The following is a 21,320-nucleotide window of genomic DNA, read 5'->3' as shown; positions in this document are numbered from 1 at the left end:
GTATTCCTTGCGGCCCTGTTTTCCGTTCCGGTGCTGTTCTTCTTTCCCTGCCGCGGCGGCAGAAGCGCTTGTCAAATTTAAAAGGATTCTGTTTCTACTAATTAAGAAAGGGGCTGCACTATGTTTGATAAGAAATCGCTTTATGCTGCTTTCTTCGCTGCCTTGCTGCTGGCTTGTCTCACTCCGCTTCAAACCGTTAAGGCGCTTGATCTTCAGTTAAATCCGGATTTAATCATAGAGGCCAACCCGAACATTATCCTAAGCCTATATTTGCCGAGTTCAAATGGCGTGGTGCGATGGGCGTTTGAAACAGGGGGAGCGATCAACTCGTCTTCGCCCGCTGTCGGTACAGACGGCACTGTTTACGTTGGATCTACAGACGGGAAGCTATATGCAGTCGATAAAAAGGGGAAGAAGAAGTGGGAGTTCGCGACAGGAGCTGCCGTCTACTCCTCGCCGGCAATTAGCGCAGACGGCACCGTGTATGTGGGCTCAGACGTTAATCTGTATGCAATCACACCTGACGGAAAGCTGAAATGGGCGTTCGAAGCAGGAGGCGCCATATACTCCACAGCGGCTATAGGCGAAGACGGTACTATCTATGTTGAATGTGAGGATGGAAAGCTCTATGCGCTCAAACCGGACGGAACGAAGAGATGGGAATTCGTAACAGGAGGCGGAATGAGCGGCAAACCCGCCATTGATTCTAACGGAACCATCTACGTCGGTTCCCGCGATAAGAAGCTCTATGCGATCAATCCGAATGGAACGAAGAAATGGGAGTTTACGACAATCAATGAAGTGAAAACCTCGCCGGCGATCGGGTCAGACGGTACCGTCTATGTCGCTTCCGGTGCAGAGAGACTGTATGCGATCAAGCGAGATGGAACGTTGAAATGGGAATATCCATTGGATAAAAAGCTATATGGAGGCAATTCCTATTCATCGCCAACGATCGGTGCAGACGGCACCATCTATGTCGGATCGGGCGACTCAGGCATTTATGCAATCAAGCCCGACGGAACGAAGAAATGGAAATTCGATACGGATGGCATTATGATCGCTTCGCCTTCAATCGGCGCAGACGGCACCATCTATATAGGATCGGCCGACAGGAAGCTCTATGCGATTAAACCGGACGGAACGAAGAAATGGGAGTTCAGAACCAATGGCCAGATTGTCGCCGCTTCGGCGGTCGGTCCTGACGGAGCGGTATATATTGGATCCGGCGACCGCAAATTGTATGCCGTCGGCATGGTACACGTTAACGGAGTAAACCTGAATAAAACCGCGCTCAAATTGGACGCCGGGCAAAGCGAGACGCTGCAGGCGACAATTGCGCCAAGCAATGCTTCCTATCAAGAAATCACATGGTCGAGCAGTGACGATCGCATCGCCATAGTGGACGTTACAGGCAAAGTAACCGGCATTGGACCAGGCACGGCTACGGTTACGGCAACGTCGGAGGATGGAGGATACTACAAACAATGCGTCGTGACCGTAACCGCCGCAATGGACGACAATCCTCCCGCTCCGGCAAACAATCCTCCTGCTCCGGAGACGGATGCGGCGAAGCTGGCGGACATTGAAGGGCACATATTGGGCTCGGAAATCGTCAAAGCAGTGGCGCTCGGCATCGTATACGGTTATCCGGACGGCACGTTTCGGCCTGACGGGAACGTTACCCGAGCTGAATTTGCCAGTATGATCGTCAGAGGGCTGCCCCCCGGGGAGGAAGGAGCGCCGCTCACCTTCAAAGATAAGGATAAAATCGGAGCCTGGGCGGTGAAGGCGGTGCGTCAGTCGGTGAAGCTCGGCATCATCCACGGGTATGAGGACGGTACGTTCCGGCCCAATGCGAACATTACCCATGCGGAAATGATCGCAATGATCCTTCGCGCCTCTGACCTCTCCATGGACAATGTGACGCGGACCGGCTTCTCCGACGACGCGGATATTCCGAAATGGGCGAAGCCCGCCGTTTTCAAAGCCGAGGAGGTAGGCATCGTCAACGCCGGGGATTTCCCGGACGGCAAATTCGCGCCGCAAGCGATGTCCACCCGTGCGGAAGCCGCATCGGCCATCGTTCGCATGCTGGAGGTTCGCAAATAGAAATCTTCGGCATTGGAAGAAGGAATGAAAATTAAGGCTCCTAGGCCTGGATATAGCGATATCGATTCATTCAGATCCTTCGACCCCCGTCAAAGGATCTTTTTTTATCCGGATTGTCGAAAGGGATTTCAGCACAATAAGCGAATACAATGGACAACGATCCGATTGACGATTGGAGGGGAGCCGTTTGGCAGGCTGCAGTTTTCAGTTGTTAGGCAGTTTGAAAATTACCCTCGAAGGCGAAGACCTATCGGAAATCCCCGGCAAAAAAGCCGCGCTGCTGCTGGCTTACTTAATTCTCGCTTTTGACGCGCCCCCAAGCAGAAGGCAAATCGCTTTTCATTTCTGGCCCGACTCCACCGAGAAGCAAGCATTGTCCAATTTGCGGAAGCTTCTTCACGATCTACGGGAATCCGTTCCGAATATTGACCGCTATCTGAAGATTACGCACGCATCCATCAGCCTGAATCGTGAACTGCCCATCTATTCGGATGTGCGCGAATTCGAACAGGCGGCGCAAGGAACAACGGTACACGAGCTGCGCAGAGCGGAAGAGCTGTACAGTGGAGAGCTGCTGCCCGGGTTCGTCGAGGAGTGGCTCGCAGTGAAACGGGACCAGCTGGCGCAAACGTACTTGACCGCGCTCGACAAGCTCGTTTCCATTCTGGAACGTCAGCGGGAGCATGCGTCGGCTCTGTTTTTCGCGCAAAAGCTGCTTGCGCAGGACCTGTTAAGGGAGGAAACGTACCGCACGGTAATGCGGCTGCATGCTTTGAACAAAGATATGGCCGGCGTCGTGCAAACATTTCGAAGGCTGCACGGAGTTCTGCATGCCGAACTCGGAATCGCCCCTTCGGAGGAGTCGTTGCGTCTGTATGAAAGACTGACGAAGAACGGGAGCGGAAACTCTACGGCCTTGCAAGGCAAAGCCCCGCTGATCGGCAGAATCGGCGAATGGGAAAGCTTGCTGGGCGCCTGGAAGCAAATCGCGGCCAGCGGAAACGCCATGCTTCTATTGAAGGGGGAGGCGGGAATCGGCAAAACCCGATTGGCCCTGGAGTTTAAGGCATGCATGGAAAGCTTGGGGATTCAAACCGCTTTTGCCGGCTGCTATCCGTCGGTCAGGTCGCTATCCTATACGCCGGTAACCAACTGGCTCCGGAGCCTTCCGCCGCCGAAGCTCGGCCGGGTATGGCTGTCCGAACTGGCGCGTCTGCTTCCCGAACTGTTGGAGCGATATCCGGACTTGCCTAAGCCGACCCCGATTCAAGAGAAATGGCAGTTGAACCAATGGTTCGAAGCGATCGAACGGATGCTGCTGGCCAGCGAGCCGCTGATTCTTCTTCTTGACGATATCCAATGGAGCGACGAAGAGACGCTTCAACTTATTTCCTACTTGATCCGCGGCGATTCCAACGCCAGACTGCTCTTGGTGGCGACGATGAGAACGGACGAAGATGCAGGCGATGCCGTCGCGCATGTTCTGGGCGAGCTTCGGTCCGAGCGGAAGCTGATCGAAATCGAGCTGGCTCCGCTTAACAGGGACGAAACGGCCCGCTTGGCGGCCGCAACGGTCGGCGATGCGCTGGCGGATGGCCATTCCGCGGATTTGTACGAGGAAACCGGCGGCAATCCGCTATTTATTGTGGAAACACTGCGGGAATGGCAAACGAGCGGAGACAGCGGCGAATTCCGTCTGTCGCAAGTGGCGAAATCCGTAATCGAGAATCGGTTGAACAGGCTGTCACGGGTCAATCGTCAGCTTGTATCGATCATCGCCGCCGTCGGAAGGCCCGTCTCCGCAGCGCAATTGACGATGGTAACGGCCGTGGAGGAGGAAGCGATTCTTGCGCGCACGGAGCAGCTGGTGCAATTGAAGATTTTGCAGGAGGCGGGGGACGGGAATTACGGCTTTACCCATGACATCGTCAAGGAAACCGCGTACAAGCTGAACAATGAGAGCAGGAGACGCAGGTGTCACCGGCAAATCGCGGAAGGTCTGCTCGCCTATTACCGCGTGCAGATCGAAGCGGTTGCCGGAGAAATCGCCTTTCACTACGAGCTTGCGGGGATGGAACGGGAGGCCATTGCCTACTATGAAATGGCCGCGGCGGCGGCGGAGAAGATCTATGCCAACGAGACGAGAATCAATTATTACCGAAAGCTTTTTGAGCTGCTGCCTCCTAAGCAGACTCTACCCGTTCTGATGAAGCTAGGAGACGCTTTGATCGTGATGGGAGATTGGAACGAAGCGGAGGACACTTACAAGCAATGGCTGGAGCGTTACGGATACTTGGTTACGATCAATGAGCGTTCCTATTGCGACGTCGCGCTCGGCAATTGCTTGCGTCTGCTGGGCAAATTCGAGGAAGCCGGATTCCATCTGGAACGGGCGTCCTACCACTTCAAGCTGACGGAGGACCATGACGGACTCGGCTTCGCATACGGAACGCTAGGTGTTTTGCATTACTTTATGGCAAGCTACGACAAGTCGCTTCGATACTTCATAGATCGAATGGAATTGTCCCGTACCGGAAATCAAACGCAAGACGATGTCCGGTTCCTCGGCATGATCGGCTTCCTGCATTACGACCAATGCGAGTACGACCAAGCGATTTATTGGTTCCAGAGACAAATCGGCCTCGCCGCGCAAATTCGGGACGCGTTATTCATCGGAGATGCAATGGGCGGACTGGCTTTGGTTTATTTCGAGACGGATGATATGACCCTTGCTTACGACCGCCTCGTCGAGAAGCTGGAGATCAGCAAGTCGATCGGGGCGCGAATGGGCTTCGCCATGGGGATGGGCATGCTGGGCAAATATTATTATTTGCTCGGCTCCCGCCAGCAAGCGGAACAATGCATCGCTTTCTGCCTGGAAGAATCGGTGCGCATTCAGGATTGGCATATTGCCGCCGTCGTGCTTGGCATTGAAGGCTGCAATCTCATGGAGCAGCATCGGCATGAGGAAGCCGGCCGTTGGATCGAACGTTCGGCTCGCTTAACCAAGCAGCTTCGCATCCCTTTCTTCGAATGCGAGGCGCTCTATTTCACGAGCCTTCTGAGGGAGCGGCAGAATCAAATCGAAGCCGCGGCGGAGGCTGCCGAAGAGGCGCTGAAGCTCGCCATTCGGCTCAAACGGCGGGACTTGCAGGTCAAGCTTCTTGTGCAGCTGATGCAGTTAAAGACGGGCTTGGGACGGATCGGCCCCGGCGAGGCGATGGACGAGCTGCAGGAAATGGCGGAACAATACGCCGGTGAGCGGGAGCAGGCTGCCATCCACTTCGCGATGTGGCGGCTGGAGCCCGACTCGCCCGTACTTCGGACTGCCGCGTTCTCCTTGAACGAAGCGCTGTACCGGAAGTCGGGCAAACAGGAATATTTCAACCGTTTGTGCGCGCTTGGCGGCTCCAGCCAAGTCATCGCGTCACGCCCGATGCCGAAGCTTGCTGCAGAGGCCGTGCGGCAGAAGCAAATTTCCCCGAACCTGTTGGCGGATATCGATCGTTTTTTAATGCCCGATTGATTCGGATTTCATTATGCCTAGCGTCACGCATCGCTGGCAGCGATGAGGTCAGGGGTTCGATCACCCTGCGGCTCCGCCAATCGTGGTAAACATTCCTTATAATTATTAATGGGATTGCAGCACAAACTGGATTTCTTCTATAATATTTAGGGAATGGAGGTCGGTAAATATGGCAAATCAATTTGCCGGAACAAGAAGCAGCTCATGCAAAGCCTACTATTAGGGCGATACTTTGCATGGGCGGACGATGAACGTCATTTCGCCCCAGTAAGCTTATATCGTTTCTAATAATGGGCTTTGCACCTTATTTATCTTCACAATTACGAATAAGGGGCGTAAAAGCAATGACAATGGTCAAACCATTCATTAGAAACCATCAATATAATTTTATTCACAAGCAGGTCGGTCTGCTGAAGCATGCCTGCAATACCGTATCCGATCCGAGAGTGGTGGAAGCGGTAAGAGATCGCACCCAGTACAAAATCTTAGAAGCTTTCCCGGAAGCCACTGAGCTTGAAAAACAAAGGTTGGAGCCCAGTACGACCTTGCGTGCAGATGGAGAATTTCGGGACTATCTGAATGCGTTGGAACCTTATATGGCGGAATTCGGCGAAGTGACGGGAAAGCAGCTTAACAAGCTGTTTCCCAAAATCAAAAAATTGAAGACGCCAGACTTAACTGCTATCGACTACAGGTATGTCACCTATCTTGGCTGGACCGACATCGCAACGAACAAAATGTTCCTTGTCTATCATCTGAACGGGCAAGCCGTCGGCGTCGAAGGCAGATTTACTCCGGCGAATAAAGGCGTATGCTTTCTGTGCAACCGGCATGCGGAAGTCGCCTTATTCTCTGCGATCACCAAATCGAAACCGGCAAACGCTTCACCGGATTACTATAAGGCAATCGGCAACTATTTATGTGTGAATAGCGACGTCTGCAATAAGAACATCACGGATGTCACCGCATTGGAAAGGTTCGTACAAGAGGTTATGGGGTACCGGGAAGTCTAGCATGGCTTCTACTATCCATTTAATCGCAATAAGCCCGCCATTAATGGCGGGCTTATCTGCTTTAATAATGATTTCCGCTTGGGGTGGAAGCAGTCATTTCAAGGTCTGACTTCGTCGATACCTTCGAGCTCGGGAAACCCTGCCTTCCGCCGTTGTCAGACAACGAATATCGATTGCATTGACAAAGGTGAACGCGAAGATGGAATATATTTGTAAGGACGATTAAGAGATGAGGTCGATGTTACAATGTTAGCAGAGCGCTATGGTACGGATCATCTTCGCGAGTGGTTGCTTCCAAAGGAAGCGTATAGACCGTTTCCGACAATTGAAGACCGGGAACAATGGAACGAGCTGCCTTCAAAACTAAGAACGTTTTGGATCGACAGAGGCACGCGTAATCTCAATTATACATGGCCTGCTTTAACCGCCACTGAATATATGGAATATAGCAGAACGGGTAATCGTGTTATTTTTGACACGGCCTCGTGGAAGAGAAGAGAGATACTGGCTTCTTTAGTTATAGCCGAATGCTTCGATAATCAAGGGCGCTTCCTGGATGATATCGTCAACGGAATTTGGTGCATTTGCGAAGAATCGTTCTGGGGGATCCCGGCTCACGGTTATATGATGAGAAGACAGGATCCTCTTCCGGATGCAGCCGACCCGATCATCGAATTGTTTTCGGCCGAAACGGCGGCGCTGCTCTCCTGGACGTATTATCTGCTGAAGACCAGGTTGGATGGAATTAGTATGATGGTATGCGAACGTATACAGTACGAAGTGAAAAGGAGAATTCTTGATCCTTATTTACAGCGGACTGATTTCTGGTGGATGGGTTTCAATCAAGAGAAGATGTTGAACAACTGGAACTCCTGGTGTAATTCCAATTGCTTAGCGGCGTTCTTGCTGTTGGAAGAAGACCCTGTTCGACGGGAAGCAGCGGCGATCAAGGCGATGAACAGCTTGGATCAATATCTTCAACGACTTCCTTCCGATGGCGGCTGCGAGGAAGGTCCGAAGTATTGGATGTATGCAGGAGGAACGCTATTCGATTGTCTGGAGCTGCTGTACGGAGCTTCAAACGGCATAATCGATATTTACCATGAGCCCAAAATTCAACAAATCGGCCGTTACATTTACAAAGCGCTCATTGATGATTCCTATTTCGTCAATTTTGCTGACAGCCCTGCACAAGTGCATATCCCAGCAGAGCTTACATATCGGTACGGGCGCCGCATTAACGATGGCAAATTATGCGGGCTCGGAGCCATGGTGCAAAATAAGAAGCAGGAGGAAGCGACTTTATTAGAGTTTTCACCCATGTTTCGTGTGCTGCCGGCTTTATTTAACTTCAGGGAAGTCGAGCAGGTTGATGTTGAATCACCATACGTCCGAGACGCGTGGCTTGATGGCATTCAAGTAATGGTGGCACGAGAGCAGGAGGATTCGTCCAATGGATTCTTCCTTGCCGCTAAGGGGGGGCATAATGACGAGAGTCATAACCACAATGATATTGGGCAATTCATCGTCTATTACAATGGTTCCCCTTTGATTGTAGATCCGGGTGTATTGACCTATACGTCGAAATCGTTCTTCTCTGAGCGGTATACCTTATGGGCGATGCAGTCCGGATATCACAATCTGCCTATCGTAAATGGTATGGAGCAAATGAACGGAAGCGAGTACAGAGCCGAAGAAGTCGAATACAGACATGATGATAAGGCTGCAGCGTTATCGATGAACATCGCGGGAGCCTATCCCGATGCCGCGGGAATTAAAAGCTGGGTACGGACCATAAGTCTCATTCGTGATTCGTCCCCGTATGTTGAAATCAAAGATCATTATCGGTTACATCAAACGAGCGATGATATTACATTGATTCTAATGACGGTGCGACAGCCTCAAGCGGATGAATATGGACATTATATCTTACAAGCTGAAGATTCCAATCGAATACACATTCAATATAACCATAATATGTTTACGGGCTCGATCGAGTTTATTCCCCTTGAGGATAAAGCGATGCGGAGTGTATGGGGAGCGGAATTATACCGGATTAAGCTTCAATCAATCAAGCCTGCGAAGCAGGGTGAATGCATCATCAAAATTAGTAAGATAGAATAGAACAACTAACCGATTCATAATTTCCTTTCGTGCGAATAACAGCTGTAGTTTAATAGAAAACAAAACGCCACCTGAGTCATGAAAGAAAACTTGGGTGGTATTTGATGTGCTCATGCAAATCCATTATTACATTATTAACAAAAAATGCGCTTCAGTCTCCCGGTTTTATTTCTAATATGGGTGTAGGCCAAAGTGACATCAGAATTGATTTGCAACAATCACGGAATATCGATCAAAGATATGTGCAAATGATCGCAACGATTGCAAATGATCCGGACATTGGTGAATTTTCGCCGCTGATCGCCTCCCAGTTCATATAACCAATGGAGGCCGTACGGCAAAGGCGCGGCTGTCCTATGATCCGAAGACCGTGCTTTCGTATGTCGTAGCGATGGATGTGAAGCCTGATGTTTCTGTCTGCTGGAAAATGGATGAATACGCCAAAATGTTTAATCAGGCCAAAATGACGCGTTCAGGCTTGACCCCAACGGACCTAGAAGCCGCTATTTACAATGATTAAAGTCCAAACTGGATTCTAACGGACACAGGATCCGTTATAGGGGTGAAACGGAACCTAAACCTGACATTTGAAGCTAAATAAGGTGCTCCATGTCCGCAAGTCCTGCAAAAAGCAGAGAATCGAGGCAAATAAGGTCTCTGGTGTCCGCACATTCTTCATGCAAGTATGCTTTCGCTTGTAACTTCATTTTCCTTTTGTTTTGTCAAGCACTGATTTCGGTTTTGAGCCCTTTTTTATTGCTTTTTTGTTAGTCAATAGACGGACAGGTTGCATGAATATCCGACCTTTCATGATATCCTGTTCTTGATTATAAGAAGAATTGGGGGTATTCAATTTATTTATCATCATTAGCGCAGAAGACCCCCATCCTCTTATAGGTGGTGGGATGAATGCGCTACTGGTGTTGTTCGGAATAGGGAATATAGTGCTTAAAAAATACGAAGACCACGAACGTATGTGCTATAATAAGGATATCCTCAGCCTCAGGTGGTGATTCCCATACACAAGGCTTTCCGCTTTCGTCTCTATCCGACAATGGAGCAGAAATTACTTATCAATAAAACGCTGGGCTGCTGCCGGTTCGTCTTCAATCATTTCCTTGCCGCGCGCAGGCAAACCTATCGTATCGAACAAAAACTCCTGGGGTATACCGCTTGCTCCAAACAGCTTCCTTCATTGAAACAAGATCACGAATGGTTAGCGGAAGTCGATGCAACAGCGCTTCAAAGTGCCCTGAAAGCATTGGATGAGGCGTTTCAAGGATTCTTTGGAAAACGAAACGATTATCCTTGCTTCAAAAAAAAGCATGGGCGGGAACAGAGCTACACCTCCAAAAACAATAACGATTCCATTAGGGCAGAAGGCAGCCGCATTCGCTTACCCAAGCTTGGCTTCGTTTGTTTTGCCCAAAGTCGTGAAATCGTGGGACGGATCTTATCGGCTACCGTTAGACGCACGCCGAGCGGAAAATACTTCGTTGCCGTCTGTTGCCAGATGCTCGCTTATCCTTACGTACCGGTACCGCAAGACCCAGCAGTTGGTGTTGATCTTGGCTTGAAGCATTTCGCGACCTTGTCGGGTGGCGACAAAATCGACATTCCCAGATTCTTGAGCCGCCACGAAGCCAAACTGGCCAAATGGCAGCGGAGAATGTCACGCCGTGCCAAAGGCGGAAAAAACCGCGAGAAAGCCCGCCTGAAAGTGGCGCGTCTGCATGAACGCATTACGAACGGTAGGCTCGACTTTCTGCACAAGGCGTCAACCCGGTTGATCCGTGAAAACCAAACGATCTGCCTGGAAGACTTGTCCGTGCAAAACATGCAACAAAATCACAAACTGGCCAAGAGCATCGCCGATGTATCCTGGTCCTTGTTCCGTAAACTATTGGCATACAAAGCGAACTGGTATGGGCGAACGATCGTCATCATCGGGAAAACATTTCCCTCCAGCCAGCTATACTCGGTATGTGAATACCGCAACCAGGAAGTCAAGCAATTGCAGTTGCGGGAGTGGAGATGTCCGGCATGCGGGAGCCATCATGATCGCGACCATAATGCAGCCGTAAACATAAGGAAAGAAGGCTTGCGTTTGCTTGCCATGTAAGGCAAGCTGAACTGTCGGGACGACAGGGATCGCCTGGATTAGAAGCTGACAGGAGTCGGCTGCTCCCAGGAATCCCTCGCCTCTAAGCAAGCGTAGGCGGGGGTAGTTCAAAGTATAATGGTTACTTCAATATAGGATGGACAACAGGGAAAGAGGGAACGGATGCCTACTATACTGGTTGCTGACGACGATGCGAACATACGCGAACTTGTCTGTTTATTTCTGCGCAACGACGGATTCACAACAGCCGAAGCCGCGGACGGCAAGGAAGCACTGACCGTCTACGCCTCAACGCATGTCGATCTTGTCGTGCTCGATATTATGATGCCGATTATGGATGGTTGGACGTTATGCAAGGAGCTCCGAAGAGCCAATCCTGATCTTCCCTTACTTATGCTGACTGCGAGGGGCGAAACATGGGAGAAAGTGAAAGGGTTCGAGCTTGGCACGGATGATTATTTGACGAAACCATTCGATCCGTTGGAGTTGACGGCTCGTGTTAGAGCATTGCTGAAACGATACCGGATCGGCTCCACGCAGTCGATCCGGTTCGGCAACATCATTCTTGACCGGCAGACCTATAAGGTGATGAGAGGGACAGAGTCGATCACGTTGCCGCTCAAGGAGTTCGAATTGCTGTACAAGCTCGCTGGAACACCCGGACAAGTCTATACGCGCGAGCAGTTGATCGATCAAATTTGGGGGATCGATTACGCAGGAGATGATCGAACGATAGATGTGCATATTAAACGCCTGCGCGAACGGTTCGCGACAACACCCGATTTTCGTATCGAGACGGTGCGTGGTCTTGGCTACCGGCTTGAGGTTTACGAATGATCAGATCCTTATATATACGCGTAGTCCTGACATTTCTAGTCTCCGTAATCGGGGGCACGATCATTTCCTTTTATGTGGCAACTTGGATATTTGAAGATAAATTGAACGAAAACCTGCGAATTCCCTTACTTCACTTCGGTCAGGACATCTCGCGGATTTACGAGACATTGCCGTTAGGTGAAGCGGACACGTTCTTAAGTGGAATGAATCAGCTCAAATCCTATCATATTCGAATTTACGAAGAAACGGGTGAGTTCCAGTCTTACGGAGCGCTTAACGGACACAAACCTGTTACTGTGTCTATGGAACAAGTAATAAGTGTACTAGATGGAGATGTTGTTCAAGTCAATCCGAGTGGTGTTTCTACTGTTCTCTTAGGGATGCCGTTGACAACGGATATGGGAACGAAAGCGATGTTTATAGAACCGATCGCCCCACCTTCCGCCTCTTTTATCACAAAGTGGATTTTGAACTTTTTAACCTATTCGTTGATAGCAGGAAGCCTGGTGATTCTGATTGCTGCCGTGTTCCTAGTCAGACCGATCAAAAAACTGACAAAAGCGACTAGGCGTATCGCAGGTGGAGATTTCAGCGTCAAGCTAAATATTAAGCAAAAGGGTGAGCTAGGTACTTTGGCTCGCAGCTTCGAAGAAATGATGCACGATCTGCAGCAACTTGAGCAGATGCGCAGGGATTTCGTATCGAACGTATCTCATGAAATTCAGTCGCCGCTCACCTCGATATCTGGTTATGCTCTAGCGCTCAAGCAAGTAAGCATCACAGATAACGAGCGAAGCCGTTATCTCGATATTATCATCGCTGAAGCAGATCGGATGTCCAAGATGAGCGATAGCCTGCTAAAGCTGAGTTTGCTTGAATCGCAGTCACAGCAACTGCGGTTGGTCACGTTCAGCCTTGATGAACAGATCAGACGAGTCATCGTCGCGATCCAGCCGCAATGGTCGGCTCGCAACATCCGTTTCGATCTCCATTTGAAGGCCGTTCGAATAATGGCTGATCATGATCTATTAAACCAGGTATGGACGAACATACTCGGCAATAGCATCAAATTTTCCATGGATGGCGGCGTTATTAACGTCAGCATCAAACAAGATATCAAAAACGTGATAGTCCGAATATCCGACACTGGCATTGGCATTTCCCTCGAGGACCAGAAGCGTATATTCGAACGGTTTTTTAAGGCCGATCGTTCCCACAGTCGTAAGTATGGCGGCAGCGGTATGGGACTTGCCATCGTTAAACAGATCGTATCGCTTCATCAAGGTGACATCCGAGTGGAAAGTGAGCCCGGCCGAGGAACGACCGTCATTGTCACCTTGCCAATCACAACGCCGACAGATTAGTTAGATTCGTATGGTATCATTCGTCTTGAAGCGGTTTCGTATTCTCCATGCTGCGGCATTAGTGCAAGCATCCTTGCATGTGATGCCGCAGCATTCTTTTTCACTCGTTCATATTCAGTTCATATTGTCGTCATAGAGAGTACATCTTCGTCGTGTAAGCTCTCCTTAACGGACCGTTAAGGCAGTCCAACATATAGATAGCGACAGGAGAAGATGCGAGTGAACATACAAGAGGGTACGAAGATGAAGGCGGATACGACAACGAGTAGAAAACCAGCTAGTAAAATGAAAAAAGTGCTTAACATTATACTTAAATCAATGGCAGTGTTAGTAATAGCAATAATAGTATTTCTAGCCATTGTCTTTCTAATTGATAAGATCAGCAGCAAATCAGAGCAAGGCAAAATACAGTCCTATGGTCAATTTGTGCCTGTAGATGGGAAAAACATGAATGTTTTGATTCAAGGAAAAGGCGAAGAAACAATCGTGCTCCTGCCTGGTCAAGGAACAGCGGCACCAGCGCTTGATTTTAAGCCGCTCATAGAAGAGCTGTCTCCGTTTTACAAAGTAGTCGTGGTTGAGCCTTTCGGTTATGGATTGAGCGATAGAACCGACAAGGAACGAAGCACTGAAAATATTGTAAGTGAAATTCATGAAGCTATCCAGCAGCTTAATATTGACCGATTTATTCTAATGGGCCACTCCATTGCAGGCATTTACGGACTCGATTATGTGAATAAATATCCAAACGAAGTGAGTGCATTTGTCGGGATCGATACCAGTGTTCCATCGCAAGGCGGTATGGATGTTGAATTACCATTAAGAACCTTTAAATTTTTCAAAGAATCAGGTCTCGCCAGATTGACATTGAAATTTGATGCTGATCCATATGCTGGAATGCCATATGATGATGAAACAAAAGAACAAATGATTTTGTTTACGCACAAAAACATGTTTAATAACACGATGTTGAATGAATTGGAAAATCTTTATCCAAATTTTAAGGCGGCTGAACATTTAACATTCCCCAAAGATCTTCCTCTTCTTTTATTTGTACAAGCAAATAATACAGACAGGGAAGATTGGGTATCCTTACACGAAGAGCAAATCAAAGATTCTGTACATGGGAAAATGATAACATTTGAAGGAAGTCACTATTTACACCATACCAAATCAAAAGAAATCGTTGAAAACTTTAGGGGATTTATGGAAGAAATAAAATAAGACACTGAAAAACACAAGGCAGTCATTTGAACGCATCGTTTGCGCTTCATGACTGCCTTGCTCGTTAATTTCAAATATTTCAAATCCCGTTATTTCTGCTGCAGCATCATCGTCCATAGATCTGCGCTTTCATAACCGAGCCGCCAGATCGCGATGCCGGCAAGATCGTATTTCTTGGCAATCGCGATCCGCGCCTTCACAGTGGCAGCCGTCTCTGCCCAGAATACATGCGCATACCCGTCTTTATAATACGTATATTTCATTTGACCCGATACAGGGTCAAGAACGCCTTTAGCTCCGTTATTTTGAATGATTGCAGGAATATTCTTCATCAGAATCGCTTTGTTATCGACGAGCCTTCCGTTACCGTCGATCCGCCATTCCCGTACGTAGAATGGAATGCCGAGCATGAGCTTGTTTCGGGGAATGCCGTAGGCAAGAAACTGCTTCACGCCGTCCTCGACCCAGCGAAGGCCGCCGACGGAGCCGGCTCGATCGCTGCCCTGCCAGTGCTGATCATAAGCCATGATCATAATCATATCGACAATGTCCGCAAGCGCCGCATGATCATAAGCGGTTTTATGATCCCAGCTGACATCGCCGCGCGGCAGATCGATCGATACGGTCAAGCCTTTCTGATGAGCGGCCTTGGTGAAGTCGCGGACGAAGGAGGTGTACAGCCCCCGGTCTCCGCCTGCCAGACCTTCGAAATCCAGGTTGATTCCAGGTACTTTAAGCTCAACAAGTCTTCCGACAAGCGACGATATGAACTTCGACTTCGCAGCTGAATTGCGAAGGAACGCGCTCGTCATGGCACTATCGAACTGATTGTGAACGAGAGGCATGACCTGAATGCCCGCCTTGCGCATGGTCTCGACAAGCGCGGGATCGGAACGATCCGTCAGCGTGCCGTCTGCCGAGCTTAGTACGAACCAGGTCGGCGAGTCGATATCGAGTCCTTGCGTCTGCGCGACCTGCGATTCGATGGTCGGGCTGCTTGACGTACCGTTCCAGGCCAGATAACGGAGCTTCGACTTATTATTCCAGATTGCGCGGCCGCTATCCGTCGTCACCACCGAGCCGGAGTAGGCCGATGCCTTCGCAACTGCCGCTTTGCGGGTATGGTATTGACCGAGCTTACGATTGCCCTGTGTCACCGTCAAGTAGGGGACGTTCGTCCACCAGGCTGCCCCGTCCTTGACGATGGAAGCCGATGCGAACGACTTGGCATATGGGATGGCGCTGCCCAAGCTGTAGAAGGAGCGGACCTTCTTGCCATTTTGCAGCACGGTAAATGGCGGCGTGTTTTGATGTACGGTCCGGCCAGTCGCCGTATTCACCACAGCGCTGCCTGCAACCGGAGCGGATTCCCGAATCGCGTCCAGCAGGAACGAGTATTTGGTGCCGCCTCTCGATTCGCCGTTGACGGTTAAGTCATATACGGGTGTGGCCGCTCGCTGGTCATTCTTCTGTGCAGCGGTCAGGTTATCCCACACCCATTGATTCGTCGCCAGTTCGATCAGATGCATATTGGTGTAGAACTTTGCGGCCTTCTTGGCCTCGGCGATCGTAGCGAAGCTCCATTGCGGGAGCGTCTTATCCCCTTGGTAGAGCTGATATTTCGGATATGTACCTTCCACCCAGCCCGGCTGCTGCAGGTCGCGTATTTGCGCAAAACGCAGCTTCTTCGCAAACGTCCTTGCTTCTGCCAAGGTGCGGAATTCCCGGCTGTCCGTGGAGTAACCGCCTTCATAAACTTTGTAGCGGGGGAAGTTATCCCACATCCATACTCGACCTTCGATCTTCTCGACATGGCTGTAAGCGAAGCTCTTCGCATAGGCGAGCGCCTGCGCCTCGCTTGCGAATTCTTTCAGCGGCTTATCGTTCTGATAGACGCGATATTGTGTGACGCGATCCGCACTTCCGGCATTCGCCGTCCCCGAGGTCGCCAAGCCGGCTTGCAAGGCCAGAATGAGCGCGATCATCAAACTCCATTTGATCCGCATGTGCCTCAAATCACTCTCCTCTCTAGTATCACTACGGTTAGACGCTAGAGTAGGAGAGAGGTTTCGCCATTTCGGCAATTACCGCAATTTACCACATTTAAACGAATGGAAGCTGGACGGGTAAAAAAAAAACGAGCACGGAGGTTGCTCCATGCTCGTTCTATTCTCTATTAATCTTCGATATCTGCCCAGAAATCCTCATCCGCATCGATCGTGATTTGGGAGCGGAATACTCGCCGATTGTATTCTTTATACATGTATTGCTCAATAGCCTCCAGCAGATTGGACTCCACCAGATATTGGCTTCTGCCCTGGACCCAAACCTCGGCGGTGAAGCCGTATTCTTCTTCCCAGGCCAGCTGAACCTCTACATCGGATGGCGAGACGCCTCTGCGCTCAGCCATATGAAGGCAAACCGCATTAATAATCTCGTCAGTGTGTATGCGCATTATTAGTAACGACCCCGGTCATTCGGCGTATGCGGCTTGCGGCGATTCTTGAAATACATGAATATGCCGCGAATGGCGACGATCAGCATGAAAATCGCGAACAAGTTAACGAGCAGGCCGAGGATATTGCCCATGAAGCCCATTCCTGCGAACATGCTTCCGAACAGCATGCCTGCCAGTCCGCCGATCATCATACCCTTCAGAAATCCGCCGCCGCTGTTGAATCCGCGCTTCTGCGTCGTGCCTGCCGTCGCGCCAGGGGACTTCGTGCCCGGGTTGCTTGCGTTTACATTATCCTGCGACTTGTTAGGTGTCTGTGTGAAGCTTTTCTTAGGCGACTTGATTCCGCCTCTTGGCTTCGCGTCGACCGTTCCCGCGGTTACCGCGAAGAAGAGTACGAAAGCCATGACAAACATCAACCCTTTTTTCATCTTCTGGTTCTCCTCCTGTAATGAGTACGAGTAAAGTGCACTACCTTCCTGTACAATTACGTTTAAGATCATCCAAGGTTTCAAATTTCATTCGTAAAAAATAGTTTTTTTTCGGGAGATAGGCATAATTGAGATGATCGCGATACTAGACCCTCCCAAATCGGCCTTTTATGTCAGCAGACGCATGTGGACGGTATAGATTTGATTATCGCTTTTCAAGCTGAACGCATTGCGTGACGGGTCGAAATCGATCTTCAATTCGGGATCGAAAAAAACTTCATAGCGCGGCTCATACCAGACATTGTAGGGATCGCCCGTACCTAGCGTATCTCCCTCAGCCGGTTCAGCAACAAGCTGAAGCGAAGGTACGCCGCTGACGGCGCAGCCGCAGCCTTCCGTATCGTAGAGCAGCTTCAAGCTCCGTTCCCCATCTTTTAAATATCCGGACAACTGTTCTACCGCAGTAGACGTGAATGTAAAATGCATCGAATCTCTCCTTATCTGCTCGCTGAGGAATCAATAAAGTTGATTATACGATTTGCAAAATGTAGTATCAAGTAGAAGGCACGAGAGCCTACATGCGAAAGGTGGAGTTAATAAGTGACGACAAGCACGAAAGAGGTTCTGCAATCGTTCCGCGAACGGATTGGTCAGATCAAGAGCTATGAGGAAGCGCTCGGCGTTCTCTATTGGGACTTGCGCACCGGTGCCCCCCGCAAGGGATTGGAACCCCGCTCGGAGGCGATAGGCATATTATCCGGCCAGCTGTTCAAGCTGCAGACGGCTCCGGAGCTGGGAGAATGGCTATCCATCCTGGAGAATTCCGGCGAGAAGGAGCAGCTAGGCGAGATCGACCGGAGATTGTTGAAGCAGACGCGCAAGGATTACGACCGCGCCGTCAAGATTCCGGAGAAGCTGCATCAGGAATATGTCGTCTTGACGACGCAAGCCGAGACGTTCTGGGAGGAAGCCAAGGAGAAGAGCGATTATCACTCGTTCCAGCCATACCTGGACAAAATCATTACCTATCAGAATCAGTTCATCGACCTTTGGGGGCCAGGCGCCACCCGCTACGATACGCTCCTTGATGCCTATGAGCCGGGAATGACGACGGCTGAGCTGGACCGGATATTCGGCGGCTTAAGAGAAAAGCTGGTTCCGCTTGCCGCCGCAATCGCAGCATCGCCGCATCAGCCGGATCAGAGCTTCCTGAAGCAGACCTATGCGAAGGAAGCCCAGAAGAAGTTCAGCCTGTACATCCTGGAGCAGATGGGCTTCGACTTTGCGGCTGGCCGTCTGGATGAGAGCGCTCATCCGTTCGCGACCGGGTTGAATCCGGGAGACGTCCGGATTACGACGCGTTATCTGGAAGATGATGTGCTCAGCGCACTGTTCGGTACGATTCATGAAGGCGGCCATGCGCTGTATGAACAGAATATTATGAAAGAGCTCACGAATACGACATTATGCACAGGCACCTCGATGGGCATTCATGAGTCGCAATCACGCTTCTGGGAGAATGTCATCGGCCGCAGCAGACCGTTCTGGAACCGGTATTACGGCGATCTGCAGCAGATGTTCCCCGGCCAGCTGAACGTATCGGTCGACGATTTCTACCGTGCGACCAACGTCGTACAGCCTTCTTTCATTCGCATCGAAGCGGATGAATTGACATACAATTTGCATATTATTATCCGTTATGAGATGGAGAAGCTTATCTTCAATGAAGGCGCGAAAGCAGCCGATCTTCCGGCGCTCTGGAACGAGAAGTATAAGGAGTATCTCGGCATTACGCCGGAGAATGACAGCGAAGGCGTGCTGCAGGACGTTCACTGGTCAGGAGGCGCCTTCGGTTACTTCCCTTCGTACTCGCTTGGAAACATGTACGCGGCGCAAATAACGGACCAGATGGAGAAAGAGCTGCCTGACATGTGGGAGCTGGTCGGAAAGGGTAATCTTCATCCGCTGAAGGATTGGTTGACGGACAAAGTGTATAAGTACGGCATGCTTCGTACGCCATCGGAGCTGATTACCGATATTACGGGCAAACCGCTGGATCCGGATCATCTCGTAACGTATCTGGAACGGAAATATAAAGACATTTACAAGCTGTAAACTTAAATGGAATAGTTACATATGAGACGACCTTGAGGCAATGAAGCCTCGAGGTCGTCTTTTTTTCGGCGATGTTGGATAAAACGACAGGAAAAATATAACGATAAAGGAAAGCGCTTCTTAGCGGATAGAATGCTTCGCAAAGGAGGACGACCCTATATGAATCGATTAATGAAGAAAGAACTGCTCGATGGCATCGATGGAGAAGACAGTGTCGATAGTGCGGAATTGGAGCACAGCCTGAAGGAAGTATGGCAGGTAAACCGCTATTTGGGCGGCAATCCGGCGTTGTTCGTTCATCTGAAGAGACTGATCAGAGAGGCGGAGCCCGATCGCCCGATTCGCATACTTGATGTCGCGACGGGGCTTGCGGATATTCCGCTCGCGATCGTCAGATGGGCCGAAAGCCGCCAGCTGCACATTACGGTAACGGGCATCGACATCCACCCGCGAATTGTTCAGCTTGCCGCCGATCGAACGAAAGAGGCGCGTGCCATTCGTATTGATACCGGCGATGGAAGGCAGCTCCCGTATGAGGACGGCAGCTTCGATATCGTCTTCAGCAACCTCGCCTTGCATCATATGGACGAGGACGGAGCGGTCCGGATGCTGCAGGAGATGAGAAGAGTGGCCCGAATCGGCTGGATCGTGACCGATTTGCAGCGGCATCCTGCCGCATACGGAGCGGCGAAGCTGCTTGCGCGATTCGTCTGGCGGAGTCCGGTTACCCGGCATGACGGCCCATTGTCCGTCTTGCGTTCATTTACCGCGAAGGAAGCCGGCGAGCTGCTTGCGCGTGCAGGTTTACAGGCGGAGGTGCGCAAACATTTTCCATTCCGATTGGCGATGATCGGACGTGCTTGAGGCAGATATTGCGATTGTCGGATCCGGTCCAGCCGGAAGCATGCTGTCGCTGCTGCTGGCAAAGCTTGGGATAAAGGTCGTGATGCTTGAGGCGTCCGTTCACCCTCGGCGCAAGCCATGCGGCGAAGCGCTCAATCCGGGTGCGATGCAGCTGCTGCAGCGGGTGGGGCTGGGTCTTATGGACGGAATCAGCTGCCGGTCCGAGCCGATCCACGGCTGGCGGCTTCATTATGGAAAGACGATACTTGAAGCCCAATATCCGAACCGGACGGCGGGAGTTGCGTGCCCAAGGTCGCTGCTGGACGACTGGCTGGTTCGCGAAGCCGTCAAGGCAGGTGCGAGAATCGAGGAAGGCGCGCGCGTGAAAGGGCTGCTTTACGATAATGGGAAAATAGGCGGAGTCTATGGACGCACAATCACCGGTTCGGAATTTTCGGCAGCTTCCCGCTTCGTCGTCGGTGCGGACGGTTTAGGTTCCGTCGTAGCACGGGCAGCAGGCTTGAACCGGTTTGGCAAGCTTCGCAAAGCCGCCTTCACGGTCCATGTCTCGGGGGTGGAGCATCTGGAGCCGATCATAGAGCTGCACCTGCAGCCCGATTTGGTTGTCGGGCTCGCGCCGGTCGGGGAAGGATTGGCCAATATGACCATCGGGACGTCCGGGTCGCGAGCAGGCCTCGCGTCCGGACGCAAATCCGAGTTTGTCCGTGAGGCGATACAGCAGCTGCCGAGATTGGCAAGCCGGATGGGGAAGATAAGCTTCGAGGATGATCTGATCGCATGCGGACCATTCGATCGGCCGAATGCGCCTGCGGCAGGCAGCGGAGTACTGCTCGTCGGCGACGCAGCGGGCTATTATGATCCGCTGACCGGTCAAGGCATCTACCGTGCCCTGCGGATGGCGGAGCTGGCTGCTCCCCTTCTGCTGGAAGCGCTCTGCAGAAATTCGGAGCTCCCCTTGTATGCGTATGACAGACTGTTGAAGCAGGAATTCGCCAGGGGCACGAGGCTCCAGCGCTTCATCCAGTACGGCACGGGACATCCGCTGCTGTTTCATAGCGCATTGCGCTGCATATCCGTGAATCAAGGCTTAAGGTCGAAATTGGCGGCTGTCATAGGCGATTGCTGATCGAGAT

15 protein-coding genes are annotated in these 21,320 nt (G+C 50.9%); 11 read left to right on the top strand and 4 right to left on the bottom strand.

The genetic code is table 11. The features are described 5' to 3' along the window. The first annotated feature begins 120 nt into the window (after positions 1-120). The 8 genes from L1F29_RS19975 to L1F29_RS19940 all read left to right on the top strand — a co-directional run bounded on the left by L1F29_RS19975 (position 121) and on the right by L1F29_RS19940 (position 14,322). Positions 121-2,112: an outer membrane protein assembly factor BamB family protein gene (locus tag L1F29_RS19975; RefSeq protein WP_258383814.1), complete on the top strand. Its 1,992-nt coding sequence runs from the start codon at positions 121-123 to the stop codon at positions 2,110-2,112. A 187-nt stretch (positions 2,113-2,299) separates the two neighbouring features. Beyond that, the gene (locus L1F29_RS19970; protein ID WP_258383813.1) at positions 2,300-5,638 is read left to right on the top strand and encodes an ATP-binding protein; all 3,339 of its coding nucleotides are present in this window, start codon (positions 2,300-2,302) and stop codon (positions 5,636-5,638) included. Between the two features lie 350 nt (positions 5,639-5,988). Then, positions 5,989-6,651, top strand: a complete 663-nt coding sequence (locus L1F29_RS19965) for a FusB/FusC family EF-G-binding protein (RefSeq protein WP_258389746.1) — start codon at positions 5,989-5,991, stop codon at positions 6,649-6,651. 246 nt (positions 6,652-6,897) lie between these two features. After that, a complete protein-coding gene (locus tag L1F29_RS19960) occupies positions 6,898-8,775 on the top strand; it encodes a heparinase II/III domain-containing protein (protein ID WP_258383812.1) in 1,878 nt (625 codons plus the stop codon). A gap of 1,018 nt (positions 8,776-9,793) precedes the next feature. Then, the gene (gene tnpB / locus L1F29_RS19955) at positions 9,794-10,897 is read left to right on the top strand and encodes an IS200/IS605 family element RNA-guided endonuclease TnpB (RefSeq protein WP_258389745.1); all 1,104 of its coding nucleotides are present in this window, start codon (positions 9,794-9,796) and stop codon (positions 10,895-10,897) included. 162 nt (positions 10,898-11,059) lie between these two features. Beyond that, complete coding sequence (locus tag L1F29_RS19950) at positions 11,060-11,734, top strand: response regulator transcription factor (RefSeq protein ID WP_258383811.1); 675 nt, start codon at positions 11,060-11,062, stop codon at positions 11,732-11,734. After that, positions 11,731-13,098: a sensor histidine kinase gene (locus L1F29_RS19945; protein WP_258383810.1), complete on the top strand. Its 1,368-nt coding sequence runs from the start codon at positions 11,731-11,733 to the stop codon at positions 13,096-13,098. The genes L1F29_RS19950 and L1F29_RS19945 overlap by 4 nt, the downstream gene beginning before the upstream one ends. Before the next feature lie 243 nt (positions 13,099-13,341). Beyond that, positions 13,342-14,322, top strand: coding sequence for an alpha/beta hydrolase (locus L1F29_RS19940; protein ID WP_258383809.1), 981 nt, complete (start codon positions 13,342-13,344; stop codon positions 14,320-14,322). Positions 14,323-14,411: 89 nt separating this feature from the next. Here the strand turns inward: L1F29_RS19940 and L1F29_RS19935 are convergent, their stop codons facing one another. The 4 genes from L1F29_RS19935 to L1F29_RS19920 form a co-directional block, all read right to left on the bottom strand. Then, positions 14,412-16,328, bottom strand: coding sequence for a glycosyl hydrolase family 18 protein (locus L1F29_RS19935; protein WP_258383808.1), 1,917 nt, complete (start codon positions 16,326-16,328; stop codon positions 14,412-14,414). Between the two features lie 170 nt (positions 16,329-16,498). Then, the gene (locus tag L1F29_RS19930) at positions 16,499-16,777 is read right to left on the bottom strand and encodes a YxcD family protein (protein WP_258383807.1); all 279 of its coding nucleotides are present in this window, start codon (positions 16,775-16,777) and stop codon (positions 16,499-16,501) included. A gap of 2 nt (positions 16,778-16,779) precedes the next feature. Further along, positions 16,780-17,208, bottom strand: coding sequence for a hypothetical protein (locus tag L1F29_RS19925; protein WP_258383806.1), 429 nt, complete (start codon positions 17,206-17,208; stop codon positions 16,780-16,782). Between the two features lie 168 nt (positions 17,209-17,376). Further along, on the bottom strand, positions 17,377-17,694 hold the full coding sequence (locus L1F29_RS19920; protein ID WP_258383805.1) for an iron-sulfur cluster biosynthesis family protein: 318 nt from the start codon (positions 17,692-17,694) through the stop codon (positions 17,377-17,379). A 114-nt stretch (positions 17,695-17,808) separates the two neighbouring features. Here L1F29_RS19920 and L1F29_RS19915 point away from each other — a divergent pair, with 114 nt between their 5' ends. The 3 genes from L1F29_RS19915 to L1F29_RS19905 all read left to right on the top strand — a co-directional run bounded on the left by L1F29_RS19915 (position 17,809) and on the right by L1F29_RS19905 (position 21,313). Beyond that, positions 17,809-19,323 carry a carboxypeptidase M32 gene (locus L1F29_RS19915; protein ID WP_258383804.1) on the top strand — a complete coding sequence of 505 codons (1,515 nt, stop codon included), beginning with the start codon at positions 17,809-17,811 and terminating at the stop codon, positions 19,321-19,323. A 159-nt stretch (positions 19,324-19,482) separates the two neighbouring features. Continuing rightward, on the top strand, positions 19,483-20,187 hold the full coding sequence (locus tag L1F29_RS19910) for a methyltransferase domain-containing protein (RefSeq protein ID WP_258383803.1): 705 nt from the start codon (positions 19,483-19,485) through the stop codon (positions 20,185-20,187). Further along, positions 20,180-21,313, top strand: coding sequence for an NAD(P)/FAD-dependent oxidoreductase (locus L1F29_RS19905; protein ID WP_258383802.1), 1,134 nt, complete (start codon positions 20,180-20,182; stop codon positions 21,311-21,313). The genes L1F29_RS19910 and L1F29_RS19905 overlap by 8 nt, the downstream gene beginning before the upstream one ends. Positions 21,314-21,320 lie beyond the last annotated feature (7 nt).

The organism is Paenibacillus spongiae, assembly GCF_024734895.1.
Classification (GTDB): Bacteria; Bacillota; Bacilli; order Paenibacillales; family Paenibacillaceae; genus Paenibacillus_Z; species Paenibacillus_Z spongiae.
Note: the sequence above shows the minus strand (reverse complement) of the source record. Positions and strands in the feature narration are given on the sequence as shown.